The organism is Streptomyces solicavernae, assembly GCF_029968095.1.
Classification (GTDB): Bacteria; Actinomycetota; Actinomycetes; order Streptomycetales; family Streptomycetaceae; genus Streptomyces; species Streptomyces solicavernae.
In genome coordinates this window covers 80,034-104,707 of sequence record NZ_JASCIR010000012.1, presented here as the reverse complement: position 1 = coordinate 104,707, position 24,674 = coordinate 80,034, and the positions used below count along the sequence as shown (strand labels likewise).

At 73.0% G+C, this 24,674-nt stretch carries 20 protein-coding genes; 4 read left to right on the top strand and 16 right to left on the bottom strand.

Features of this window, described 5'->3' with window-relative positions; translation table 11 throughout:
- Window positions 1-44: 44 nt before the first annotated feature.
- The 4 genes from rph to QIS99_RS16360 form a co-directional block, all read right to left on the bottom strand.
- Window positions 45-2,774 (bottom strand): rifamycin-inactivating phosphotransferase, encoded by a 2,730-nt coding sequence (rph, locus tag QIS99_RS16375; protein ID WP_282514109.1) that lies wholly within the window; start codon window positions 2,772-2,774, stop codon window positions 45-47.
- Window positions 2,775-3,056: 282 nt separating this feature from the next.
- Window positions 3,057-4,604: an AMP-binding protein gene (locus QIS99_RS16370; protein ID WP_282514108.1), complete on the bottom strand. Its 1,548-nt coding sequence runs from the start codon at window positions 4,602-4,604 to the stop codon at window positions 3,057-3,059.
- A 368-nt stretch (window positions 4,605-4,972) separates the two neighbouring features.
- Window positions 4,973-5,548, bottom strand: a complete 576-nt coding sequence (locus QIS99_RS16365; protein ID WP_282514107.1) for a dihydrofolate reductase family protein — start codon at window positions 5,546-5,548, stop codon at window positions 4,973-4,975.
- Window positions 5,549-5,717: 169 nt separating this feature from the next.
- Window positions 5,718-6,974: an extracellular solute-binding protein gene (locus QIS99_RS16360; RefSeq protein ID WP_282514106.1), complete on the bottom strand. Its 1,257-nt coding sequence runs from the start codon at window positions 6,972-6,974 to the stop codon at window positions 5,718-5,720.
- Between the two features lie 250 nt (window positions 6,975-7,224).
- Here QIS99_RS16360 and QIS99_RS16355 point away from each other — a divergent pair, with 250 nt between their 5' ends.
- Both QIS99_RS16355 and QIS99_RS16350 read left to right on the top strand, forming a co-directional pair.
- Entirely contained in the window at window positions 7,225-7,878 is a 654-nt protein-coding gene (locus tag QIS99_RS16355) for a TetR/AcrR family transcriptional regulator (RefSeq protein ID WP_282514105.1), read from the top strand.
- Window positions 7,875-8,639 (top strand): glucose 1-dehydrogenase, encoded by a 765-nt coding sequence (locus tag QIS99_RS16350; protein ID WP_282514104.1) that lies wholly within the window; start codon window positions 7,875-7,877, stop codon window positions 8,637-8,639. Before QIS99_RS16355 ends, QIS99_RS16350 begins: the two co-directional genes overlap by 4 nt.
- 128 nt (window positions 8,640-8,767) lie before the next feature.
- Here the strand turns inward: QIS99_RS16350 and QIS99_RS16345 are convergent, their stop codons facing one another.
- Complete coding sequence (locus QIS99_RS16345; protein WP_282514103.1) at window positions 8,768-10,144, bottom strand: MFS transporter; 1,377 nt, start codon at window positions 10,142-10,144, stop codon at window positions 8,768-8,770.
- Between the two features lie 83 nt (window positions 10,145-10,227).
- Window positions 10,228-11,430 (bottom strand): M20 metallopeptidase family protein, encoded by a 1,203-nt coding sequence (locus tag QIS99_RS16340; protein ID WP_282514102.1) that lies wholly within the window; start codon window positions 11,428-11,430, stop codon window positions 10,228-10,230.
- Window positions 11,431-11,522: 92 nt separating this feature from the next.
- Between QIS99_RS16340 and QIS99_RS16335 the strand changes: the two genes are divergently transcribed.
- Both QIS99_RS16335 and QIS99_RS16330 read left to right on the top strand, forming a co-directional pair.
- Window positions 11,523-12,584, top strand: coding sequence for an Lrp/AsnC family transcriptional regulator (locus QIS99_RS16335; protein WP_282514101.1), 1,062 nt, complete (start codon window positions 11,523-11,525; stop codon window positions 12,582-12,584).
- A gap of 131 nt (window positions 12,585-12,715) precedes the next feature.
- Window positions 12,716-13,288, top strand: coding sequence for a MarR family winged helix-turn-helix transcriptional regulator (locus QIS99_RS16330; protein ID WP_282514100.1), 573 nt, complete (start codon window positions 12,716-12,718; stop codon window positions 13,286-13,288).
- 21 nt (window positions 13,289-13,309) lie between these two features.
- Here QIS99_RS16330 and QIS99_RS16325 read toward each other — a convergent pair whose 3' ends face one another.
- The 10 genes from QIS99_RS16325 to QIS99_RS16280 form a co-directional block, all read right to left on the bottom strand.
- A complete protein-coding gene (locus QIS99_RS16325; RefSeq protein ID WP_282514193.1) occupies window positions 13,310-14,029 on the bottom strand; it encodes a gamma-glutamyl-gamma-aminobutyrate hydrolase family protein in 720 nt (239 codons plus the stop codon).
- A 113-nt stretch (window positions 14,030-14,142) separates the two neighbouring features.
- Window positions 14,143-15,636, bottom strand: coding sequence for an aldehyde dehydrogenase (locus QIS99_RS16320; protein WP_282514192.1), 1,494 nt, complete (start codon window positions 15,634-15,636; stop codon window positions 14,143-14,145).
- A 59-nt stretch (window positions 15,637-15,695) separates the two neighbouring features.
- The gene (locus tag QIS99_RS16315) at window positions 15,696-16,859 is read right to left on the bottom strand and encodes an MBL fold metallo-hydrolase (RefSeq protein WP_282514099.1); all 1,164 of its coding nucleotides are present in this window, start codon (window positions 16,857-16,859) and stop codon (window positions 15,696-15,698) included.
- A gap of 98 nt (window positions 16,860-16,957) precedes the next feature.
- Entirely contained in the window at window positions 16,958-18,415 is a 1,458-nt protein-coding gene (locus QIS99_RS16310) for an APC family permease (protein WP_282514098.1), read from the bottom strand.
- 191 nt (window positions 18,416-18,606) lie between these two features.
- A complete protein-coding gene (locus QIS99_RS16305) occupies window positions 18,607-19,305 on the bottom strand; it encodes a TetR/AcrR family transcriptional regulator (RefSeq protein ID WP_282514097.1) in 699 nt (232 codons plus the stop codon).
- Between the two features lie 28 nt (window positions 19,306-19,333).
- Window positions 19,334-20,179, bottom strand: a complete 846-nt coding sequence (locus QIS99_RS16300) for a fumarylacetoacetate hydrolase family protein (RefSeq protein ID WP_282514096.1) — start codon at window positions 20,177-20,179, stop codon at window positions 19,334-19,336.
- Window positions 20,180-20,249: 70 nt separating this feature from the next.
- Window positions 20,250-21,137 carry a 3,4-dihydroxyphenylacetate 2,3-dioxygenase gene (locus QIS99_RS16295; RefSeq protein WP_282514095.1) on the bottom strand — a complete coding sequence of 296 codons (888 nt, stop codon included), beginning with the start codon at window positions 21,135-21,137 and terminating at the stop codon, window positions 20,250-20,252.
- The gene (locus QIS99_RS16290; RefSeq protein WP_282514094.1) at window positions 21,130-22,593 is read right to left on the bottom strand and encodes an aldehyde dehydrogenase; all 1,464 of its coding nucleotides are present in this window, start codon (window positions 22,591-22,593) and stop codon (window positions 21,130-21,132) included. Before QIS99_RS16290 ends, QIS99_RS16295 begins: the two co-directional genes overlap by 8 nt.
- A gap of 31 nt (window positions 22,594-22,624) precedes the next feature.
- Entirely contained in the window at window positions 22,625-23,431 is an 807-nt protein-coding gene (locus tag QIS99_RS16285; protein WP_282514093.1) for an acetoacetate decarboxylase family protein, read from the bottom strand.
- A 10-nt stretch (window positions 23,432-23,441) separates the two neighbouring features.
- The gene (locus QIS99_RS16280) at window positions 23,442-24,674 is read right to left on the bottom strand and encodes an NAD(P)/FAD-dependent oxidoreductase (RefSeq protein ID WP_282514092.1); all 1,233 of its coding nucleotides are present in this window, start codon (window positions 24,672-24,674) and stop codon (window positions 23,442-23,444) included.

The following is a 24,674-nucleotide window of genomic DNA, read 5'->3' as shown; positions in this document are numbered from 1 at the left end:
GCCGGTTCCGCGTCCACGGCCGAACTCCCGAACTCCCCTTCCGCTCAGGGGAGAAGCTCGACGTAGCCGTCCGTTCCGTGGACGCGGATGCGCCGGCCGTCGCGGATGAGGCGGGTGGCCTGTGCCACGCCCACGACGGCCGGCAGGCCGTACTCCCGGGCGATGACCGCGCCATGGGTCATCAGGCCGCCCACCTCCGTCACCAGGCCGGCGATGCCCACGAACAGCGGGGACCAGCTGGGGTCGGTGAACGGCGTGACCAGGATGTCGCCCGCCGCCAGGTCGGCGTCGGCCATGTCGAGGACGACCCGGGCCCGCCCCTCGACGGTTCCGGCGGAGACCGGCAGTCCGGCCAGGGCGCCGTCCGGTACGTCGTCCCGCCGGTACGCGCCGGACAGGGCCTCGCCGTCCGAGGTGAGGACGCGGGGCGGGGTGAGCGCGTGGTGCGCACGGAACGCCTCCCTGCGGTCCCGGAGCAGCCGGGCGTCCACCCGGTGGGCGCGGGCGGCGGCGTGGAGTTCCTGGAACGTGAGGTAGAAGGCGTCCTCCCGCTCGGCGAGCACTCCTTCCCGCACGAGGCGTCCGGCCTCCGCCAGCAGGGCCTGCTTGTAGACGAAGTAGCGGCTCACGATGGCGTACTTGGGGTACTCGCGGTAGCCGATGAAGGTCCGGACCCGGTCGATCATCCCCTGGGTCTCGTCGGCCTTCCGCTCACCGTCCGGCAGGGTCCGCAGCCGGGCCAGCACCTCCTGTTCCTTCTGCCGCGCCCGCTGCCGGCCCTGCTCGAAGCGCCGTTCGGCGGCGCCCGGCGGGAAGTTCCTGACGTTGTCGAGGATCACCGGTACGAGGGTGGTGGGGCGTTCGCGCCAGCGGGGCCGCGTGATGTCGATCTCGCCGACGCAGCGCATGCCGTACCGGTCGAGGTAGGCCTCGACGGCATCGCGCGCCTCGGCTCCGTACGGGAGCCGGGCCAGCTCGTCCAGGAAGGTGCCGTCGTCGCCGTGCTGCTCCACGGTCTGCAGGAACGCCACGAGTTCCGGGTGCGGGCGGAACACGTCGGCGACGTCGAGGAGCGCCAGGCCCATCTCCGAGGTGATGTTGTCGGGGGCGGACAGCGTCAGGGTGTCGGCGGCGTTCTTCTCGCCGAGCCATTCCTCCAGGTGGTCGTTGAGCCACCAGGTGGCCTCCATACCGGCCATGATCGCCTGCATGCTGAGCGGGTCGCGGAGCATCCGCTTGTGCTCCTCGAAGGCCTGGAGGAGGAAGTCGAAGAGGTCGGGACCGGTCCTCGTACGGATGTCGCGTTCCAGGGCGGCGAGGGACTTGCGGCTGCGTTCGATCAGTTCGGTGACGACGGCCGGGTCGGTCTCGACCGTCGCGGGCGGACCGCCGACCGGCGGCTCGGCGGAGGGCGGTCCGGTGGGGGCCTGGTCGCCTGGGGTCTGGTCGCCTGGGGTCTGGTCGCCTGGGGCCGGTCCGGCGGGGGCCTGGTCGGGGTGTGCGGTGGGCGTGGGAGGCGCGGGGAGTTCGGGGGTGAAGTCGTGCCGTTCGAGGATGGTCTCCAGTGCGTCCCGGGTCAGCGGGTCGCCCCGGCCCACCAGGTCAAGGAAGGCGGCGCGGCTCGCGGGCCGGGCCAGATGACGGGTGGAGTCGACGAACAGCCGCCCGCCGGCCGTCAGCATCGGGACCATGGCGGTCAGCTGCCACAGGGAGAGCCCCAGGGGCTTCATGGGGTCGGTCATCATCTGCTGGTGGCCGACAGAGAGGTAGACGCGCAGGCCCAGGCCGTCGTCCGCCGGTTCCGGGCCGCGGTCCGGGATGGGGAACAGCGTCGTGATCGGGCGGCTCTGCACGATCCGGAACTCGCCGTCGGCCAGGCACCATTCGATGTCCTGCGGACGGCCGAAGTACGCCTCGATCCGCCGCCCGAGCCGGACGAGCCGTAGGGCCTGCGCGTCCGTCAGGGCGGGCTGCCGCTGCCGTTGCGCGTCGATGGCGACCTCCTGCGTGCCGCCGGCCGGCAGCGCGTCGATCGCCCGTTGCTTGGCGGCGACCGTCCGGGTCAGGACCTCACCGTCGCGCACCGTGAACACATCCGGGTCGACCAGGCCGGAGACCAGGGCCTCGCCCAGGCCGAAGCCCGCGTCGACGGTGGCGACCTTGCGGTTGCCGGTGACCGGGTCGGCCGTGAAGAGGATGCCGGACGCCTGCGGGAGGACCATCCGCTGCACGACGACGGCCATGTGGACCGTGCGGTGGTCGATGCCGCCCCGCCCGCGGTAGATCACGGCGCGCTCGGTGAACAGCGAGGCCCAGCAGCGGCTGATGTGCCTCAGGACCGCCGCCGGGCCCACCACGTTGAGGTAGGTGTCCTGCTGCCCGGCGAAGGAGGCGGCCGGCAGGTCCTCGGCCGTCGCGCTGGACCGTACGGCGTAGGCGGCCTCTTCACCGTGCCGGGCGAGGGCGCGGGTGACGGCCTCCGTGAGGTCGTCCGGGACACCGGTGTCCTCGATGGTGCGGCGGAGCTGCGCGCTGAGCGTGCGGATGGCGTCCTGGTCGTCGGGGTTCAGGCGGTCCAGCTCGTCGAGCAGACCGTCGACGGCCGGCGCCTCCGCGAGGACCCGCCGGTAGGCGTCCGTCGTCACGCAGAAGCCGTCCGGTACGCGGATGCCGTCCATCCGTGCGAGGGCACCCAGGTGTGCGCCCTTGCCGCCGACGAGGGGAACCTGCTGCTCGTCGACCTCGTGGAGATCCCGTACGTACTGCTCGCTCATCGCGGTCCCCGCCTCCCACTCTCTCGGATCTCTGGTCGGCCACGTCCCAGCCGGACGTGTGCGTACGGCACCACACTCGCGCGGCGGCCGCGTTTCCGCAGGCCGTGGCCTCGGCGGATGATTCTGCGCTCTGGCGGGGGCCTTGCCGCAAGCCCCCCGCCGCGCTATAAGTTGAACGTGGCAAGGAGAGTGCGCTCCTTGCCTTTCTGTTTGCCTCCTGCCGTTCTGTCCGCTCGCCTGTCTGCTCGGCTTGCGCTGTCTGCTCGGCTCTCGCCGCCGTCCTCAGGCCGGTTGCCCCGCGCGCTGCCGCAGCAGCTTCTTGTCCGGCTTGCCCGCGTCCGTCAGCGGCAGGGCGTCCAGGAACGTGAGGCGGGCCGGTTCGTACATCGCGCCGCGCCGCTCGCGTACCGCCGCCCGGAGTTCCTCGGCCTCCACCCCTGCGCCCGGCACGGGTACGACGGCGGCGTGCACCCGTTCCGTACGGTCTGCGTCGTGCACGCCGAAGACGGCGCTCTGCCGCACCTTCGGGTGGGAGTTGAGCAGATCCTCCAGCTCGGTGGTGTACACGTGGCCGCCGACGACCACGATCATGTCCTTCAGGCGGTCGACGACGGTGACGTAACCCTCGTCGTCGAGGAAGCCGATGTCGCCGGTGTGCAGCCAGCCGTCGCGCAGCACTTCCGCGGTGAGGTCCGGCTGCTTCCAGTAGCCCGTCATGGCGCCGTCGGAGCGGACGCATATCTCGCCGTGCTCCCCGGCCGCCAGGTCGTTGCCGTCGGCGTCGCGTACGGCGACCTCCACGCCCGGCAGCACCCTGCCCGCGGAACGCAACCGCCCGGGCCGGTCCGGGTCGTGGTCCTCGGCGGTGAGGACGCTGATGCCGCCGGCTTCGTTCTGGCCGTAGAACTGGACGAGGACGGGGCCGAGTCGGCGTACGGCGTCGGCGATCCGGGTGGGCGAGGCCTGGCAGCCGCCGTACGTGAGGCCGCGCAGGCTGCTCAGGTCGCGGCGCCCGGCGTCCGGGTGGTCGAGGAGCTGGTAGAGCAGCGGCGGGAGCAGGAAGAGGCGGGTGATGCGTTCGCGCTCGATGGCGGCGAGGACCTCGCCGGGGTCGAAGTCGTCGTGGAGTACGACGGCGCCGCCGGCGCGGATCACGACGTCGGCGAGCAGTCCCGCGGCGTGGGCGAGGGTGGTGCAGGCGAGTTGCCTCGGCGCCTCCTCGCCCGCGGGGCGGACCGCGTCGGCCGTCCGGTGCATGCGGGCCGCCTGCGCGAAGGTGGTGACGATGCCCTTGGGGTGGCCGGTCGTGCCGCCGGTGTGGCGGATGGTGCAGATGTCGTCGGGGCGGGCTCGGGCGGCGAACGGGTCGGCGGGCTGTTGGGCCGCGAGCGCGAGGAGGTCCGGGCCGATGTCGCGCTTGCCGTCGCCCAGTAGGAGGACATGCGGTACGGGCGTGGTCCGGGTGATCTCCGCGGCGCGGTCGGCGTAGTGCGGGTCGACGATCAGGGCCTGCGTCTCGACGTCGTCGACGATCGCGGCCTGCACGTCGGCCGACAGCTTGTTGTAGAGGTGGTTGACGCGGCAGCCCACGAGGTTGGCGGCGTAGCGGGCGGCGATGGTCTCGGGCAGGTTGCCGCTGAGGAGGGTGACGGTGGTGGCGCGCGAGACGCCTCGGGCGGTGAGCGCGTGGGCCATGCGGTGGACCAGCGACCGGAATTGACCGGCCGTCAGGCGTCGGTCGCCGTGCACCAGGAGCTCGCGGCCGGGGTCGGCCGCCAGCGCGTCGAGGGTCTCCTCCACGTGGCTGCGGAAGGGCTCTTGTTCGGGCATGAGGTGTCCTTCTGACGTCACCGGCGCCCGCTCGTCCCTGCGCGTGCCGGTGGGTGGTGCTCTGGTGGTCAGCGGTGGTCAGCGGTGGTCCGGGGCGGCGTGTGCGTGCGGCGTGCGCGCAGCGCGCAGCGCCCGGGGTGAGTGGGCCCACCCAGGTGTTTTGATTGCCCCAGACAACCAACTGCCAGGCTAGCGCGCCCCTTCCGTCACGCGCGCCTCAGATCCGGCCACACCCGCACACTTGACTCCCTCTTTTCCTTGGCCGTTCCTGCGTTTGACCTGGGTTCTCCGGATGCGGCTGCCCGGCCGTGGCGGGCAGGCCGACGCCCGCAGGAACGCGGCGCCTTCGGGCCGCGCGGGCGTACGGCTCAGTGGAGCGTGGGCCGGTAGATCAGCTCCTGGATGTGGCCGTCGAGGGTGCGCTGCTCGACCAGCTCCAGGTCGAAGTCGGCCGCGCCGCGGAAGACCGGGTCGAGGCCGGACGCGCCGGTGATCACGGGGAAGAGCGTCACCTGCAGGCGGTCGACCAGGCCCGCGGCGAGGAGTGCGCGGTTCATCGACAGGCTGCCGTGGGAGCGCAGCGGGACGTCGGACTCCTTCTTGAGCCGGGCGACGACATCCACGGCGTCCCCGTGCGCGACGGTCGCGTCCGGCCAGTCGAGCGGGCCCGCCAGCGTCGTCGACACCACCGTGAGGGGCAGGTTACGCATCCGTGTGACCCAGGGGTCGCGTACGTCGGAGTCCTCGGTGCTGTCGGCGAGCATCTGCACGAACAGGCGGTACGTGTGGGCGCCGAGGATCATGCGCTGCTCCTCCTCGTACTGGGAGAGGCGGTGGTCGAGCAGTTCGGGGCCCTGTCGGCCCCAGTAGCCGGTCCAGTCGCCGCCGGCGCCCCCGTAGCCGTCGAGGCTGCTGAAGACGTCGAAGGTGTAGGTGGCGGTCATGGCTTTCTCCTCACGTCCGCTGCGGCGGCCCCCGTACGGGTAGACCCGGCCCGTCGCCCAAACTCATCGCCGCGCGGCAGCGGAGCGTCCCGCCGGAGCGCCCGCCGCAGGGCGCGGAGGGACGAACGTAAGGGCTGCCACTGACAACGCCCCGCGGCGGCGGGCGTGTTCAGGATTCGGCCAAGGCCTCGCTGCGGGTGGCGCCGGCCTGCAGGGAGCGCAGCACGGCGTCCGGGTCGCCGCCGGGGCGGACCGCGCCGCCGATCTCCGTGCGGATCTCCTTGCGGACGGCGGGCCAGGAGCGCATGCCGGTCGGCTGGAAGCGTGCGCGCGGCAGCTGGTCGATGAACTTGCCGAGGCGGTCGTTGCCGGCGACGGCTTCGGCGCCGGACTCGGTGACGGGCAGGGCGGCGGCCTGTCCGCCGCCGTAACTCGCCGCGGACTCCTTGCCGTAGACGAATTCGAGGAACGCGGAGCAGGCGGCGCGGCGGCCGTTGGCGCGGAAGGCGAGGAGCCAGTCGTTGATGCCGACGGGCGGGGCCGCGCCGCCGTCCCGGGAGGGGAACGCGGCGTGCGCGTAAGGGAGTTCGACGTGGTCGGCGGCGTCCATCAGGACGGGGTGGGCGAGCATCATGCCGATGCGTCCGCCGAGGAACTGCTCGTAGGCGGCGGTGCGGCTCAGCTTCGCCGGGTCCCGGCCTGCGAGGCCCGGGGCGGCCAGGTTGTCGCGGAGCCAGGTGAGCGTGTCGACGTTCACCTCGGAGTCGAAGTCGTAGCCGCTGGACGTGGTGTAGTCGCCCTCGCCGGCGAGCAGCCAGGCGTACAGCTCGTCCTCGGCGGCCTCGGGGCCGAACTGGAGGCCGTACGGGGTGGGGACGCCGCCGGCCTTCAACGCCTGTGCCGTGGCGCGCAGTTCGGTCCAGGTGCGCGGCGGGCCGGCGACGCCCGCCTCGGCGAAGAGGGCCTTGTTGTAGAAGAGGCGCGAGGTGCTGGCCATCAGCGGGATGCCGTACTGGACGCGCTGGAACCGGCCGGCGCGGGCGAGGGACAGCGTGAAGTCGGACTCGGTGGCGATGTCGAAGAGGTCCGATGCGGCGTACAGGAGCTGGTCCTCTGCGTAGCTCGCGAAGAGGTTGGACTGGGCGATGTCGGGGGCCCGGCCCTGCTCCACGCGGCGGGCGAGCGTGGCGTCCAGCTTCGCGAACGGCACGCGTTCGACGGTGACCTCGATGGTCGGGTGCTTCTTCTCGAAGGCCTTGGCGACGTCGCCCCACTGGTCGCCGATGGCGGCGCCGACGCTGTCGTCGTAACTGGCCACCAGCACCCGCAGCGGGGTCCTGGCCTCGTCGGCGCCGCAGCCTGCCAGGCCGAGTGCCGCTCCCGAGGCGAGGGAGGCCGTCTGCTGGAGGAAACGCCGTCGCCGCACTTGGTCCTGCCGTCCCATCATTCGTGTCGTTCGCTGTCATTCGTTGTCGATCGCTGTCGATCGCTGTCATTCGTTGTCGATCGCTGTCGATCGCCGTCGTTCGTTGTCGATCGCTGTCGATCGCCGTCGTTCGCTGTCGATCGCCGTCGATCGCCGTCGTTCGCTGCCGTCCGTTGCGCCTGAGCCTTCGCCCGGCTGGTCACCCGGCACATTGGTGGCAGATTCTGCCACACAGGCATAGCATGCAGTCATGCCCGGTAGCTCACTGAACGAGCGGCGCAAGGCCGCCACGCGCAGGGACATCGCCCACACCGCTGCCGCACTCTTCGTGGAGCACGGACTGCGTGCCACGCGCGCCGAGGACATCGCCCGCGCCGCGGGGGTCTCACCGCGTACGTTCTTCCGCTACTTCGCGACCAAGGAGGAGTCCGTCGCTCCGCTCTTCACCGAGGGCACGCAGCGGTGGGTCGAGTGTGTACGTGCCGCGCCGGAGGGCCTGTCCGTGGCGGACGCGCTGATCAAGGCGGCCGACGACGCGCTCGACCCGGCCGCCGCGGGGGACGCCGGCACGGTGGCGAACGCGGAGTCCCTGGAGTGGGTCCGTTCTCTGCTGCGGATGGCCGAGGACGCTCCGGCGCTCCGCTCCGTGTGGAACGACGCGTGCTTCGCCGCCGAGACGGCACTCCTCGATGTGCTCGCCGAACGCCACGGGCTCGGCGCCTTGGACGATGCGCGGGCCTCCAGGGGCCTGCGTCTCGCGGCGGGCGTCGCCAGTGCGGCGATCCGGGTCTCCGTCGAGTGCTGGGCCGACACCGACGCACCGGCCGACGGCGGCGAGGGCCCCGGCGCCCTCGCGGCCCGCAGTTTCGAATCCCTCCGTGATTTCCCTTGGAGCTCCTCATGACCGATCTCAGCAACAAGACGGTGATCATCACCGGCGGCGCCCGCGGCATCGGCGCCGATGCGGCCCGCAAGGCCGTGGCGGCCGGCGCGAACGTGGTCGTCGCCGACCTGCTGGAGGCCGAAGGCCAGGACCTGGCGAAGGGGCTCGGCGAGCGGGCGCGTTTCGTGCGGCTCGACGTGACGTCGGAGGACGACTGGCGGCGGGCCGCCGAGTTCGCCGTGGCGGAGTTCGGGCGGGTCGACGGCCTGGTGAACAACGCGGGCATCTCGACGGGTCAGCCGCTGGAGACCGAGACGGTGGAGCACTTCCGTCAGGTTCTCGACATCAACCTGACCGGTGTCTTCATCGGCATGAAGACCGTGATCCCCGGCATGAAGGAGAACGGCGGCGGCTCGATCGTCAACATCTCCTCCGCCGCCGGTCTGATGGGGCTCGCCCTGACCTCCTCGTACGGCGCGTCCAAGTGGGGTGTGCGCGGGCTCAGCAAGATCGGCGCGGTGGAGCTCGGCACGTCCCGGATCCGGGTCAACTCCGTGCACCCGGGCATGACGTACACGCCGATGACCGCACAGGTCGGCATCCAGCAGGGCGAGGGCAACTACCCGAACACCCCGATGGGCCGGGTCGGCGAGTCCTCGGAGATCGCGGACGCGGTGGTGTACCTGCTGTCGGACGCGTCGTCGTACGTGACGGGCGCGGAGCTGGCGGTCGACGGCGGCTGGACCACCGGGCCGACGGTGAAGTACGTGATGGGGCAGTAATGGGGCAGCAGGGGTGAGGCATGAGGGGTGAGGCACCCCGCCATCGCCGAGGGCGGCCCCACCGCACCGGTGGCGCCGCCCTCCGCTCCCCCGCCGTCGACGTTCGCGCCGTCAACGGCCCATGCCGCTCAGGTCAGTTCGACGTCCTTCGTCTCCGGCATGCGCCAGATCACGACCACCGCGAGCAGCAGCAGCGCCATGGTGTACAGCAGGAACACGTGCCCGAGCCCCTGCGAGCCGAGCCAGGTCTGCAGGTAGGCGGCGCTGCCCCCGCACGCCGCGACGGCGAAGGCGTACGGCACCGCGACCCCGGCCGTGCGCATGCCCGTCGGGAACATCTCCGCGTACACCGTCGGCAGGATCGCCGAGCTCGCGGCGATGAACAGCATCGCGATGGTCATGGCCACCCCGAGCTGCCACACCTGGTCGCGGATCAGCAGGTCGAGCGGGAACGTCAGGACCAGGATGCCGACGTACGACAGGAGCATCACCGGCTTGCGGCCGACGCGGTCGGAGAGGATGCCGAACAGCGGCAGTACGGCGATGAAGACGAGGTTGGCGAGGACGCCCGCCCACAGCGCCGCCTCCGGGTCGAAGTCCTTGACGGCGATGGCCTGCGCGGGCGCCGAGACGACCCAGGTGTAGTAGGTGACCGTGCCGCCCAGGGTGATGCCGACGACGCGCAGGCAGGCGCGGCGGTTGGCGCGGAAGTCGCGCCACAGGGAGGCACGCGGCGCGGCGGTCGCGGCGCCCTGCTTGCGCTGGTTCTCGAACGCCTCCGTCTCGGCCAGACGCATCCGCGTCACCAGCGCGTACGCGCCGATCAGGCCGCCGACGAGGAACGGCACCCGCCAGCCCCAGGAGTGCAGCTGCCCCTCGCTGAGGGTGCCGGCGAGGATCGCGGCGAGGACCTCGCCCACGACGATGCCGCAGGTCCCGGAGACGTAGATCAGGCTGGACCAGCGGCCGCGGCGGCCGTGCGGGGCCATCTCGGACACGTACGTCTGGGCGGCGGGCAGCTCGCCGCCGTGGGCCAGGCCCTGGACGAGCCGGGTGACCAGGAGCAGGACCGAGGCGCCGACCCCGATCGTCGCGTGCGTCGGGGCGAGACCGATGACCAGGCTGCCCGCCGACGCCAGGCCCACCGAGACGATCATGGCGATGCGGCGGCCCTTGCGGTCGCTGAGCCGGCCGAAGACCAGGCCGCCGAGCGGACGCATCAGGAACCCCACCGCGAAGATCGCCAGCGTGGCCATCAGGGCGGACGCCGGGTCGGAGCCGGGGAAGAACTGCGGGGCGAAGAACGGGGTGAACACCGCGTAGATGTTCCAGTCGTACCACTCCAGCGCGTTGCCGATGCCGGTGCCGAAGACGGTGCGGCGGCGGGACGCGCGGGCCCCTGCGGGGGCGGGAGCGGGCGCGGGCGCGGGGGAAGGAGCGGGGGCGGGGGCATCGGTGGCCGTGGTGGCGGCGACGGCTTCCGTGGGGTGCGGTTCGCGGGGCATCGGCGACTCCGGAGTACGGGGAGGAGGGGGGCGTGCGGTGCGGCGTGGGGGGCGGCGTGGGGGCGGCTCGGCGTGATGGTGCCCTAGTCGGCGCGGGCCAGGCGGCGCAGGGCGAGTTCCGCGTAGAGGGCGGCGCCGTCGCCCAGGACCGCGTCGTCGAACTCGGCCAGCGGGGAGTGGTTGTACGGCGCCCGCGCGGGGTCGCGGTCGGGTGGGCAGGCGCCGAGCATGACCATCGCGCCGGGGACTTCGCCGAGTATGCGGGAGAAGTCCTCGGATGCGGTCAGCGGCTGCTCGGCCCACGCGTACCGTTCCTCGCCGTGCACCTCGGCCACGGTGTCGGCGACGAACTCGGCCTCCTCGTGGTCGTTGACGGTGACCGGGTACTGCTCGGCGTAGTCGACGTCGACGTCCAGGCCGTGGGCGGCGGCGATGCCCCGGCAGACGCGGACCGCGCCGTCCTTCACGCGGGCGTGGGCGGCGGGCGAGAAGGAGCGGACGGTCGCCTCGAAGCGGGCCCGGTCCGGGATGACGTTGCTCTTCGTGCCGGCGTGGAAGGAGCCCACGGTCAGCACGACCGGGTCGAACGGGTCGAAGGTGCGGGTGGCGAAGGTCTGGAGCGCGGTGACCATCTCGCAGGCGGCCGGCACGGGGTCCTGCGCGCGGTGCGGGGCGGAGCCGTGGCCGCCCGAGCCCCGGACGGTCACGCTCAGCTGGTCCGAGGCGGCGAGCACCGGTCCGCGGCGGGTCTGGAACGTACCCCGGGGCAACCCGGCCGAGTTGACGTGCAGCGCGTACGCGGCGACCGGTCCGGCGTCCGGGCCCGCCGCGTCCAGGACGCCCTCGTCGAGCATCCGCCCGGCCCCGTCGAAGCCCTCCTCGCCGGGCTGGAACATGAACACGACCTGCCCGGCGAGCGTGTCCCGCCGGGCGGCGAGAAGCCGGGCGGCGCCGACGAGCATGGCGGTGTGCAGGTCGTGCCCGCAGGCGTGCATGCGCCCGTCGATCCGGGAGCGGTGGCCGAGGTCGACGGCCTCGGTGAGCGGCAGGGCGTCCATGTCGCCGCGCAGCAGGACCGTCGGGCCCGGCCGCGCCCCGTGCAGGACTCCGGTGACCGAGCTGAGGCCGGCGCCCGTCGTGGTGTGCAGCGGGAGTCCGTCGAGTGCGGTGAGGACCTTCTCCTGCGTACGGGGCAGGTCGAGGCCGGTCTCGGGCTCGGCGTGCAGGGCGCGGCGCAGGCGGACGAGGTCGTCGTGCACCGCGGCCGCGTCGTCACGGACCGACATGGGGTGCTCCTTTCGTCGGGGGCGGGGGTGAGGTGGTGGAAAGCGTGCCGCCCGAGCGACCGTGGCCAGGATTTTGCAGCTATTTTTCTTGCATGACAGATGACGTGCAGGATTCGTTCGCAGATGCGTCGGCCATCGACGAGACCGATCTGAGCCTCGTCCATGCCCTGCAGCTCGATCCGCGCGCCCCGTGGACGCGGGTGGGCGCGGCCCTCGATCTGGATCCGGTGACGGTGGCCCGGCGCTGGTCGCGGATGGCGGACGCCGGGCTCGCCTGGGTGACGCCGCAACTGGGGCGGGAGACGGGGCGGGTGTTCACCGCGGTGGTCGAGGTGCGCTGCGAGGCGGGGCGGTCCCTGGAGGTCGCCGGGACGCTCGCGCAGCGGCCGCACGCGTTCACCGTGGAGCACACCACGGGCAGCCGGGACCTGCTCGTGACGGTGGCCGTGCCGAGTCTCGCGGCGCTGTCGCGGTATCTGGTCGAGTCCCTGGGCGCGCTGCCGGGCGTACGGGATACGCGCAGCCACCTCATCACCAGCGTGCACGCACAGGGCGGCGACTGGCGGCCGCGCGCCCTCGACCCGCGCCAGCGGGCCCGGCTCGCGGCGGACGGGCCCGAGCGTGCGGCGACGGCCGGGGCGCGCCGGCTCACCGCGCAGGACCGGCAGTTGCTGCTGCGGCTGTGCACCGACGGGCGGGCCCCGCTCACCGAGCTGGCCGACGGGCTCGGGGTGAGCGTCAGCACCGTACGGCGGCGGTTGCACACCCTGGTCGCGGGCGGGGACCTGGAGTTGCGGTGCGAGGTCGCGCAGCCCTTGTCCGGGTGGCCGATCGCGACGTGGCTGCTCGCGGACGTGCCGGGTGCGGAGCGCGAGGAGATCGCCCGGCAGCTCGCCGAACTGCCCGAGACGCGGGTGTGCCTCGGCCTCACGGGCAGCCGCGGCAACCTCTCGTACAGCGCGTGGCTGCGGTCCCTGGACGACGCGGAGCGGCTGGAGCAGGTGCTCGCGCAGCGGTTTCCCCAACTGGTCGTCCTCGACCGGGCGGTGGTGCTGCGGTTCGTGAAGCGGATGGGGCGGCTGCTCGATCCGGTGGGGCGCAGTGTGGGGGTGGTGCCGATGGATGTGTGGTCGGATCCGTTCGACGGGTCGTGAGGGGGCCGGGGCGGGCGGCGGGTGTGCTGCTCTCCGGGGAGCCGCGCGGGTCCCGCCCGTACACTTCGGTGTCGAACGACCCGGCCGCGCGGTGCGTCCGGTTCCGTCGCCCAGACGACCGAGGAGCAAGCTTGCCGGGCCACCGATCGATCACGGAAGCGGAGAAGCTCGCGCAGGCCAAGCTCGGCGGTATCGCGATCCGCCGCGAGCAGATGGCGGCCGTGGCGAACATCTACCGGGCCGCCGCCACGGTACGGCACCACCTGGAGAACTCCGTGCTGCGCGGCTCCGATCTGACGTGGACGGCGTTCGTCGTCCTGTGGGTGGTGTGGGTCTGGGGCGAGTCCGAGACCCGGCACATCGCCGAGGAGGCGGGAATCTCCAAGGGCACCCTGACGGGGGTCGCGCGCACCCTTGAGTCGCGCGGGCTGCTGCGGCGGGCCGGCCACCCGAGCGACGGGCGGCTGGTGCTGCTGCGTCTCACCGACGAGGGCGAGGCGTTCATGCGCGAGGTGTTCCCCGCGTTCAACGAGGAAGAGGCGTTCGTCACCTCGCAGTTGAGCGACGAGGAGTGCCGGGGGCTCGCGGACGGGTTGCGGCGGGTGGTGCTGCAGGTGGAGGAGCGCGGGGAGGAGCGGCGCCGGGAGCTGTTGGGCGGGGCGGAGCCGGCGCCCCGGCGGAGCGGGCGGCGGGCGAAAGGGTAATTTTGATCCCCTCCCCGCTCCTCAAACGCCGGAGGGGCTGATGGGGCCCGCCGCCCTGACGAGCGCGTCGAAGAACCCCTGCTGAGCCGGGTCCGAGGAGGCGGTGTCCTCCGGGTGCCACTGGACGGCCACGAACCAGCCCGCCGGGGCGGCCGATTCGACGGCCTCGATCGTGCCGTCCACCGCGCGGGCGGTGACCGTGAGGCCGTCCGCGAGGCGGTCGACGTGCTGGTGGTGGTAGCAGGACGCCTCCGCCTTGTCGCCGCCCACGATGCCCGCGACCGCGGAGCCCGGCGCGAGGGACACCGGGTGGGTGACGTGGCGGTGTTCGCGGCCCGGGCCGCCCATGTCCTGGTGGAGCGTGCCGCCCAGGGCCGTGTTGACGACCTGGAGTCCCCGGCAGACGGCGAGCAGCGGCAGCCGCAGCGCGAGCGCCTGGCGGGCGGTCTCCAGGTCGAAGGCGTCCTGTTCTTCGTCCACGTCGTAGACCGCCTCGTGCGCCGCGCCCGCCCCGTAGCGCCGCGGGGCGAGGTCGCCGCCGCCGGGCAGGAGTACGCCGTCGAAGCGGGCGAGCCGGGCGGCGACCTCGGCCGGGTCGCAGCTGCCGTCGGGGGCGTACGGGTGGACGGTGGCGGGTTCGCCGCCCGCCCGCCAGACGGCCTCGATCAGGGCGCGGGCGTTGACCTCGGCCGCGTACCGCAGCGCGGAGGTCGTGGCGGAGAACCGGGCGGGGATCGCGATGAGCGGGCGGCGTGCGGTGGTGGTGGTGGCCGTCGCCTCCGCCGTGTTCGCTGTGTTCGCTGCCTTTGCCGTGTTCGCTGTGTTCGCTTTGTTCGCTGGGTTGGTCGTCCTCGTCACAACTGGATCCAGGTGGTCTTCAGTTCGGTGTACTTCTCCAGGGCGTGTACGGACTTGTCGCGGCCGTTGCCGGACTGCTTCACGCCGCCGAAGGGCACGGTCAGGTCGCCCTCCTCGTAGCAGTTGACCCAGACCGTGCCGGCCTTGAGGGCGCGCGAGACCCGGTGCGCGGTGGTCAGGTCGGAGGTCCACAGGCCCGCGGCGAGGCCGTACTCGGTGGCGTTGGCGAGCCGGACCGCCTCGTCGAGGTCGTCGAAGGTGAGGACGGACAGGACGGGCCCGAAGATCTCCTCGCGGGCGAGGCGGCTGTCGGGCGTCACGCGGTCGAGGACGGTGGGTTCGAGGTACGTGCCGCCGGTCCCGGTGAGGGTGCACTCGCCGCCGGTACGGAGCCGGGCCCCGGCCTCGACGCCCGCCCGGACGTGGCCGAGGACCCGGTCGAGGTGGACGCGGCCGACCAGGGCGCCCATCTCGGTGTCCGGGTCGAGGGGGTCGCCGACGCGCAGGGCGCGGGCCCGGTCGACGACCGCCTCGGTGACGCGTTCGGCGACGGAGGAGTGCACGAGCAGCCGGGAGGGGGCGGTGCACATCTCGCCCTGGTTGAAGAAGATGCCCCAGGCCGCGGTGGCGGCGGCCCGGTCCAGGTCGGGGGCGTCGGGCAGGACGATGTTCGGTGACTTGCCGCCGAGTTCGAGCCAGACGCGCTTGAGGTTGGAGTCGGCCGCGTACCGCAGGTAGTGGCGGCCGACGGCGGTGGAGCCGGTGAACGCGAGCACGTCGACGTCCGGGTGCAGGCCGAGCGCCCGCCCGGCCGTCGGACCGTCACCGGCCACGACGTTGAGGACGCCGGGCGGCAGTCCGGCCTCGGCGGCGATCCGGGCGAGGCGCAGGGCGGACAGCGGCGAGCTCTCGGACGGTTTGAGGACGACCGTGCAGCCGGCCGCGAGGGCGGGGGCGACCTTCCAGCCGGCGAGCGTGAGCGGGAAGTTCCACGGGACGACGGCGCCGACGACGCCGGCGGGTTCGCGGGTGACGAGGGCGAGGGCGTCGGGCGCGGTGTGCGGGGACGCGTCGGTGAGTTTGTCGGCCAACTGCCCGTACCAGCGGAAGGTGTTGACGAGGGCGCGCAGTTCGATGTCGTGGGCGTCGGTGATGGGTTTGCCCATCTCCAGGCTGACGGTGAGGGCGAGTTCGGCGCGGTGGGCGTCGAGCAGGCCGGCGAGGCGGGTGAGGGCACGGCCGCGTTCGGCGGGCGCGAGGCGGGGCCAGGGTCCGTGGTCGAAGGCGCGGCGGGCGGCGGCGACGGCGAGGCCGACCTCGGCGGTCCCGGCGTCGGCCACCTCGGCCAGGGCCTGGCCGTCGCGCGGGGAGACGACGGTGAAGGCGCCGCCGCCGTCGTGTGCGGCGCCGTCGATGAAGTGCGTGGCGGGGAGCGGGAGCGTCTTGGCGCGGCGGAGCCAGTCGTCGCGGGTGATGTCGTCGCGGGTGATGTCGTCGCGCGCGGTGTCGTCGCGCGCGGTGTCGCGGGCGGTGTCGTCGCGGGTGGTGGTCACCGTGCGTCCTCGTTTCGTGCAGTGGGAGATGTCGCGGGGTGCGGGAGTCCGTGGAGCGGCAGGGACAGCAGGTCCTCCCCCACCACCACCCGTCCGCCGAACCCCTGGCCGGCCCTGCGCGCCCAGGAGCCGCGGCCGACCAGGGCCGGGTCGGCCGGGACGATGTGGCTGAGCACGAGCGTGCCGACGCCCGCGCGTTCGGCCAGCGGGCCGACCTCGGTGACGTCGGTGTGCGAGACGCGGAGGTGGTCGAGCAGGGCGTCGTCCAGGCCCTGGCCGTCGTAGAAGTCGAGGTCGATGACCTCGTGCACCAGGATGTCGGCGCCCCGGGCCAGGCGGACCAGGTTGTCGGACGCGGCCGTGTCGCCGGAGAAGACGACGGAGCCGTACGGGGTGTCGAAGCGGTAGGCGTACGACGGGAAGACCGGGCCGTGCGGGACGAGGACGGCGGTGACCTTGACCGAGCCGTCGTCGGTGACGGTGAAGGGTTCCATGTCGGGTGCGGTCGGCCCGAGCGGGTCGGCGCCCACGTCCGGCACGGCGGTCTCGTGGACGCGGATCAGCTCGCGCACGTCGCGGATGCCGGAGTCGCGGAGGAAGACGTTGGTGCTGTACGCGAAGGCCTCGATCTGCCGGTCCAGGAGGTCGGCGAGGCCGGGGGTGGGGCGGTCGGGGGCGACGGTCGGGGCCGTGCCGCCGCCGTACACGGGTGGCAGCGCCCCGGCCGGTCCCGGGCCGTGGACGTCGACGGGGTGCGTGATGCCGTCCCCGCTGTCGTTGGCGCCGAAGCCGGGCAGCAGGAAGAAGTTGTGCAGGTCGGCGACGTGGTCGGCGTGGAGGTGGGTGACGTGGACCGCGGCGAGGTCGCGGTAGCGCAGGCCGGCGGCGAGGTACTGCGTGACGGCGCCCCGGCCGGCGTCGACGAGGTGCACCCGCCCGTCCACGACCAGCGCGGACGCTATGCCCGCCCGGCCGGGCTCGGGCGGCGGACCGCCCGCCGTGCCGAGCAGCACCAGACGGTTCTCCGGGTCGGGGCCGGGGCGGCGGGAGGCGGCGGCCGGGGTGGCGGTGAGCGTCGGCAGCAGTGCGGCGGAGGTCGCGGCGGCGGTGCCGCCGAGGACGGTCCTGCGGTTCAGGCGGTGGCGGAGGTCGAGGGTCAATGTGCCGGTCCTTTCGGGGTCGGGGAGGCCGTGCCGTACGGGAGAACGGGGCGGGCTCGGCCGGGCGTACGGCATCGGCGTCGTACGGGTCGGGGCACTCAGCGCACCGTCGTCCTCCGGCGCCGCACCCGGTCCGCCGCCACCCCGGCCCCCAGCACCACCGGGACCGACCCCACCAGCCACATCGCGGTGCCCGTGTCGCCGCCGATGAGGGTCGTGAAGTTGGCGAGGATCAGCCAGACGGCGCCCGCGAGGCCGACTGCGCCCAGGGCGGGGGCGACCAGGGTGTTCCAGCGGCGGGCGTCGGCGCGCTCGCGGCGGAAGAAGACGATGACGGAGAGAGACGTCAGCAGGTAGAGCAGCATCATCGCGAGGACGGCGAGTCCGCTGAACCAGGAGAACAGGCTGACCACCGGATCCTTGCCGAGCAGCGCGAACGGCAGGACGAGCGCGAGGGCGATCGCCGTCTGCACGCAGCCCGCGAGCCAGGGCGCGTGCCGGGCGTTGAGCCGGCAGAGCCGCCGCGGGAGGAGCCGGTCGCGGCCGAGCGAGAAGAGGTAGCGGTTGGCGGAGTTGTGGAAGGTGAGGATGCCCGCGAAGAGCGAGGTGGCGAGCAGCACCGGAAGCACCTCGTTCACCCAGCCGCCGAACTGCGCGGCGATCGGGGCGAACACGAACCCCGAGGAGTCGCCGCCCGCCAGCGCCTCGCCCGCCGCGCCCGGAGCCTTCGAGGCGCCCCAGGCGGAGATCAGCATCCACGAGGTGAGCGCGAAGAAGCCGGTGACGACGATCACGGAGAGGTACGTGGCCCTGGGCACGGTCTTCTTGGCGTCCCGGGCCTCCTCGCCGTAGATGGCGGTCGCCTCGAAGCCGAACATCGACGCCACCGCGAACATCACGGCGACGCCCGGGGCACCCGCGAGCACCGCCGACGGCGCGAAGCTCTCCGCCACGCCGAGCCCCTCGGGGCCCCCGCCCTTCAGGAGGGTGACGAGGCCGAAGACGAGCAGGATGCTGAACTCGGCGAGCACGAGCACCGCGAGGACCTTCGCGCCGACCTCGATGCCGGTCGCGGCGAGCGCCTGCACCACGGCCATGGTGAGCAGCGCCCAGACCCACCAGGGCAGTTCGAGCCCGGTGTGGTGGGCGACGAGCGGGCTCATGGTCGCGCCGTAGAGGCCGTACATGGCGCCCTGGATGATGCAGTACGAGAACAGCGCGACGGCCGCACTGCCCGCGCCCGCGGTCCGGCCCAGGCCGGTGCCGATGTAGGTGTAGAACGCGCCGGCGTCCACGACGTGCCGCCCCATGGCGACGAAGCCGACGGAGAACAGCAGGATGACCGCTCCCGCCAGGACGTACGCGGCGGGCGTGCCGGCCCCGTTGCCGATCGCGACCGAGATCGGGGCGGCGCCGGCGATGCCGGTCAGCGGGGCCTGGCCGGAGAGGACGAAGAAGAGGATGCCCAGGACGCCGAGGGCGTTGGGCTTCAGGGCGGTCGCCGTGGGAGTGCCGTCCGTCGCGGTCCGCTGGGCGGAGAGCGTCTGACTGTCCACTCGGATCACCTGCCAGAGGGAGAGGGGAGGGCCACATCGGGCCAAGGATCGTTTCAGGCCAAACGAGTGGCCTCATCGTGGGCCGGAACTATCCGTTTGGCAAGGGGTGTGGAGTGGACAGCTACGCGTCCGGGCGTGACCGGCGAGGGTCAGGTGTGGACGGTTACCCGTCCGGGCGTGACCGGCGAGGGTCAGGCGTCGCCGTCCGCCGCGCCCGGCGAGCGCTCGCCCTGCTCCCGGTCGGCCAACTCCCCCAGCAGCCCACGCAGTTCGGTCAGCGCGTCCTCGGTCACGTCCCGCTCGCCGAAGACCAGCTGGTGCAGGACGAGTCCTTCCAGGGCGGCGAAGACCAGGCGGGACAGCCCCTGGCGCGGCTCACCGGGAAGCAGGCGGGCCAGTTCGCTGCGGGTGGCCTCGAAGTACTCCTCGTACAAGTGCCGCAGCTGCGGGAGGAGTTCGGGGCGGCGGCGGGCCTCAAGGAGCAGCTCGTACTGGAAGGCCTGCACGTCGGGCCCGGACTCGACCATGTCGACGAGTCCGGTGGCGAAGTCGGCGGCCTTGCCGGTGCCGAGGCCGAGGGTGCTCACGCTGAGCGAGGAGCGGATGGCGTGGCCGACGGTCTCCTCGATGAGGGCGTCGCGGGTGCCGAAGTGGTGGACGACGAGTCCGTGCGTGACGCCGGCCTCCTCGGCGACGGCCCGGTAGGTCAGCTTGCGCAGACCGCCGGCGGCCACCACGCGCACGGCGGCCTCCAGGAGGGCGACGCGGCCCGTGCCGTAGTTCCGCACCCGCTTGCGCGGACGGTTCCCAGCCGCGGAAGCCGCAGAAGCCGCAGAAGCTGCAGAACCTGCGGAAGCTGCGGAACCTGCGGATTCGACGGGCTCGCTCATGCCGAGGAGCCTACCGACTCCGCTCCGCTCAGCGCCTCGGCGGGCGGATGCCACGGAACTCCCAGTCGCCGCCGAGTGCCGTGGACAGCACCTCCTCGGACTCGGTGGGCTGCGCGCCCACGTCGGCGCGGATCGCGGTGGGCCCGGTGACGACGTGGTTGCTGAGCCGGCCCAGGCCCTCGACCTCCACCTCGACGATGTCCCCGGGCCGCACGGGCCGGGAGTTGGCCGGGGTGCCGGAGAGCAGGACGTCGCCGGGGTACAGGGTGATGGTGCGGGCGATGTCGGCGACGAGGTAGTGCATGTCCCAGGTCATCTCGTCCGTGGAACCGTCCTGGACGACCTCGCCGTTGACGTACGTCCGCAGCCGCTTGCCGTGGAAGTCCCAGTCGGTGACCAGGCCGGGGCCGAGCGGGCAGAGGGTGTCGGAGCCCTTCACGCGCAGCATGGACCCGGCGTCGGTGTCGCGGAAGTCGTGCAGGCCGTAGTCGTTGGCGACGGTGTACCCGGCGATGTACTCGCCCGCCTCCTGAGGCGCGATGTTGCGGGCGGTGCGGCCGATGACGATGGCGACCTCGCCCTCGTAGTTGAGCCAGGTGCAGCCCTCGGGGCGGACGATCGCACCCTGGTGGGAGTTGAGGGCGGAGGTGGGCTTGTGGAAGTAGGTGGGGGTGTCGGGCAGCCCGATGCCGAATTCGTCGACGCGGCTGCGGTGGTTGAGGTGGACGGCGATGACCTTGGAGGGGACGACCGGCGGCAGGTGGCGCGCGTCCTCGGTCTTGACGCGGCGGCCGTCGCCGGCGACGAGTTCGTCCCCGTCGACGGTGACCTGGACGGCGGCGCCGTCGAGGAGGATGCGGCGGTACTCGGGCATGAGGGCTCCTGGGTTCAAGGGTTGACGGTTACCGGGTCACCCCGGATCACTGGGTCACTGGGTCACTGGGTCACTGGGTCCAGCCGGAGGCCGGGCGGTCGAACCAGAGGTGGACCTGGCCGGTGCCGATGGAGTTCTCGTACTCCCCGTACTGGCGGGCCGGGGCGGTGCAGGCCTGTTCGCCGAGGGCGCCGGCCATCATCAGGTAGTGGAAGAACTTCGCCTCCGGCTTGTACTTCCAGAACTCGTCCATGGTGTCGAGGACCTTGTCGTGTCGGCCCTCCTTGAACCAGGCGATGCGTTCGAGGTCGGCGGCGCGGGCCTCGGGGGTGAAGATGTGCGCCGGGTCGCTCGACTCGTGGTCGCGCAGTTCGCGCAGCGGCCAGAAGGTGTGCGAGAGGGCGCCGGAGGCGATGAGCAGGACGCGGCGGCCGGGGGTGGCGGCGATGCCGTCGGCCAGGGCGCGGCCGAGGCGCAGGTGGTCCTCCATGTCGCCGGTCTGGCAGACGCCGACGGTCACCCACTTCTTGTCGGGCAGGCCCTCGCCGAGGTATTTCCAGAGGTTGATGGTGGCGTAGTAGACGGGCAGGTAGGCATCGTCGATCGGGGTGATCCAGGTGCCGTGCCGGTCCGCGAACGAGGCGATGTTGCGGGCGAGTTCGGGGTCGCCGGGGTAGTCGTACGGCATTCGGCACATGCCGCGCGGCAGTTCCTCGGAGGTGAACAGCCCTGCCCTGCGGTCCTGGGCGGTGACCACGAACTCGACGGTGGTGGCCCAGTGCGAGTCGAGGACGACGACGGTGTCGTAGGCGTCGCTGTCGAAGACGTCCGCGCGGAGCTCCTTGAGGCCGGTGACGAGGGTGATCTCCTTGCCCTCGTTCAGCTCCCACCGGACGGCCTCGGGGAGGACGATCGTGGGGACGTGCGCGAGGAGGCCCGCGCCGACGATCTCACCCATGGTCCTGCCATCCCTTCGGTGCGGTGACGGTGTTCTTCAGGTCGCAGTAGAAGTCGAAGCTCCAGGTGCCGCCCTCGCGTCCGACGCCGGACTGGCGGGAGCCGCCGAAGGGCGCCTGGAGGTCGCGTACGAAGAAGCAGTTGACCCAGACCGTGCCCGCGACGAGCCGTGCGGTGACGCGTTCGGCGCGCTCACGGCTGCCGGTGGCGAGGGTGGCGGCCAGGCCGAAGCGGGTGTCGTCGGCGAGGCGGACGGCCTCGTCCTCGGTGCGGAAGGTCTGCAGGGTCAGTACGGGGCCGAAGACCTCCTCCTGCACGATCTCCGAGTCCTGGGCGACGTCGGTGAGGAGCGTGGGCTCGTAGTACTGGCCCTCGCCGCGGTGGCCGCCGACGACCGCGCGGGCGCCGGCCGCGAGGGCGCGCTGCACGAAGCCGTCGATCTTGTCGAGCTGGCGGGGGTGGATGTTCGGGCCGATGTCGGTGGCCTCGTCACGCGGGTCGCCCTGCCTGAGCCGGGCCGCCCTCGCGGTGAAGCGGCGGGTGAACTCCTCGGCCACGCTCTCCTCGACGAGGATGCGGGTCGCCGCGAGGCACACCTGCCCGGCGTTGTCGTACTGCTCGACGGCGAGGTCGGCGGCCAGGTCCAGGTCGGCGTCGGCGAACACCAGCAGCGGTGACTTGCCGCCGAGTTCGAGGCTGAGCGGGGTGAGCTGCGGGGCGGCCTGGGCGGCGATGTGCCGTGCGGTGGGCACCGAGCCGGTGAAGCTGATGCGGGCCACGTCCGGGTGGGAGGTGAGCGCGTCGCCGACTTCGGAGCCGTACCCCTGGACGATGTTGAGGACACCGGCGGGCAGACCGGCCTCGGCGGCGATGTCCGCGAGCAGCGAGGCGGTGAGCGGGGTCCACTCGGCGGGCTTCAGGACGACGGTGTTTCCCGCCGCGAGGGCCGGGGCGATCTTCCAGGAGGCCATCATCAGCGGCGCGTTCCACGGGGTGATCAGCACGCAGGGCCCGGCCGGGTCCCAGCTGACGTGGTTGGTGTGGCCGCGGGTCTCGAAGTCCTCGTGGCCGAGGGTGAGCAGCCAGTCGGCGAAGAAGCGGAAGTTGTGCGCGACGCGGGGCATGACGCCGCGCCGGTGGGAGCGGAGCAGCGCGCCGTTGTCGGTGGTCTCGACGATCGCGAGCTCTTCGAGGCGCTTCTCGACGCCGTCGGCGACGGCGTGCAGCAGGCGTGCGCGTTCGGCGCGCGGGGTGGCGGCCCAGCCGGGGAAGGCGGCCTTGGCCGCGGCGACGGCGGCCTCGGCCTCCTGCGGCGTGCCGCGGGAGATCTCGCCGATCACGGCGCCGTCGACGGGCGAGACATCGGTGAACGTGGCGGCGGAGGCGAGGCGTTCGCCGCCGATCCAGTGCCGGGTGTCGACGGTGACACCGGCCACGGTGAGGGTGTGCTCGGTCATGGGTCAGGCTCCTCGTGTGGGTGGGCGGGGGTCACTCGGCGCCGGAGGTGTGCGACTCCAGGAGCCGGCCGCCGTCCCAGACGACGCCGACCTGCCGGTAGTACGCGGCGATCGGCTCGCGCACCTCCAGGCGGGCCAGCTCCTCGGTGGGCGCCTCGAACAGCTCCAACTCGGCGTCGCCGACCCAGGCTTGGCCGGCCTCGAAGGAGGCGGCGCCGGTCTCGATCAGCTCGTCGAGGGCGAGCCCCTTGCCCTTCTCGACGGACGGCAGCCAGCGGTGGTGGGCCATGGGGTGCCCGTTGACGAAACCGTTGCTCTCGGACGGCTCGCGCAGGGTGACGACGGCCTGGGCGAGGCGCCGGTCGGCGGCGGCGAGGGTCGCGCCGAAGCGGGCGCCGGCCTCGATGCGCGGGGCGGGTCCGTACGGGTGCGGGCGGGTCTGGTGGATGGAGCCCAGCTTCTTCGGGTAGCCCTGGTGCAGACCGCGCGCGATGGCGAAGTCCTTGTCGACCCAGATGTGCACACAGCGGCTGTAGGTCCGCCCCCGGTAGGTGCAGCGGACGACCGCGAAGGCCTCCTTGTACTGGGCGAGCACCGGGTCGAGGAGTTCGTGGCCGTCGGCCGAGCAGGACTGCCAGTCGGCCCAGATCAGCGCCACCGCGCCGGGGTCGTCCTCGGCCGGCTCCAGGGGCTGCGGGAGGAGTTCGCGTACGCGGGCGGGGTCGGTGCGGTACTCGACGGTGAGCAGGTCGCCGGAGTAGCGCCAGGGCGGGGCGGGGATGAGCGAGGCGTCGCCGGTCGCGGTCTTGGGGTGGAAGTATCCACGGACTGGGGGCACTTGGGGTTCCTTACGCGGTGCGGGCGGGCTGCTTGAGGAGTGCGGTGCGGTGCCGGGCGGCGGCCGCCGCCGCGGTCGGGCCACCGAGGGCGACGACGCCCACGAGGCGGCCGCCTCGGTGGTATCCGGCGAGGACGTCGCCGTCGGGGTCGCCGTCCAGGACGCGTACGTCGGCCTTGCCGAGGGCTGGGGCGCCGAAGGACTGCAGGCGGAAGTCGTGCTGGTCGCTCCAGAAGGTGGGCAGCGGCGCGAACGGGTCCGGGTCGTGCTGTTCACCGGTGAGCCGGGCGGTGAGGACGCGGGCCGCGTGCCTGGCGGTGTCGGTGGGGATCGACCAGTGCTCGACGCGGCGCGGGACACCGTCGTAGCGGGCGTTGGGGAAGCGCGCCACGTCGCCCACGGCGACCACCTCGGGCCGTCCGCCCGCGCGCAGGTGGGCGTCGGTGCGGACGCCGTCGGCGAGGTCGAGCCCGTTGCCGTCCAGCCACTCGGTGTTGGCGACGGAGCCGACCGACTCCACGACCACGTCGGCGGGCAGGACGGCGCCGTCGCCGAGGACGACCCCGGTGACGTGGTCCTCGCCCTCGAAGGCGGTCACTCCGGTGCCGAGCGCGAAGCGGACCCCGCGGTTCTCGTGGCGTTTCCGGAGGGCGGCGGCGAGGAGTTCGCCGAGCGGGCCGACCATCGGCAGCGGCAGCGGGTCGACGACGGTGACCTCGGCGGCACCGAGCGCGACGGCGGTGGCGGCGACCTCGCAGCCGATGAACCCGGCCCCCACCACGACCACCCGCGCCCCGGGCCGGGTCAGCGCGGCGCGCAGCCCCCGGGCGTCGTCGAGGGTGCGGACGGCGTGCCGGCCGGCGAGCGGTCCGGGGCAGGTCAGGCGGCGCGGGCGCATACCGGTGGCGATCACGAGTCCGGCGTACGGGAGGGTGTCGCCGTCGTCGAGCCGGACGGTGCGCCGGTCCAGGTCGGCCGCGGTGACGCGGGTGCCGAGGCGCCAGGTCACGTCGGCGACGCTCGCCCGGGGCCGGAAGGCGAGGGACTCGAAGGACGCCTTCCCGGCCAGCACCTCCTTGGACAGCGGGGGCCGGTTGTACGGCATGTGGGGCTCGGCGCCGACGAGCGTGACCGGGCCGTCCCAGCCGGCGGCGCGCAGCTGTTCGGCGGCGCGCAGTCCGGCCATGGACGCGCCGGCCACCACGACGGGTGCGCGCACGGCCCGCACGGTGGGCGTGCTCAT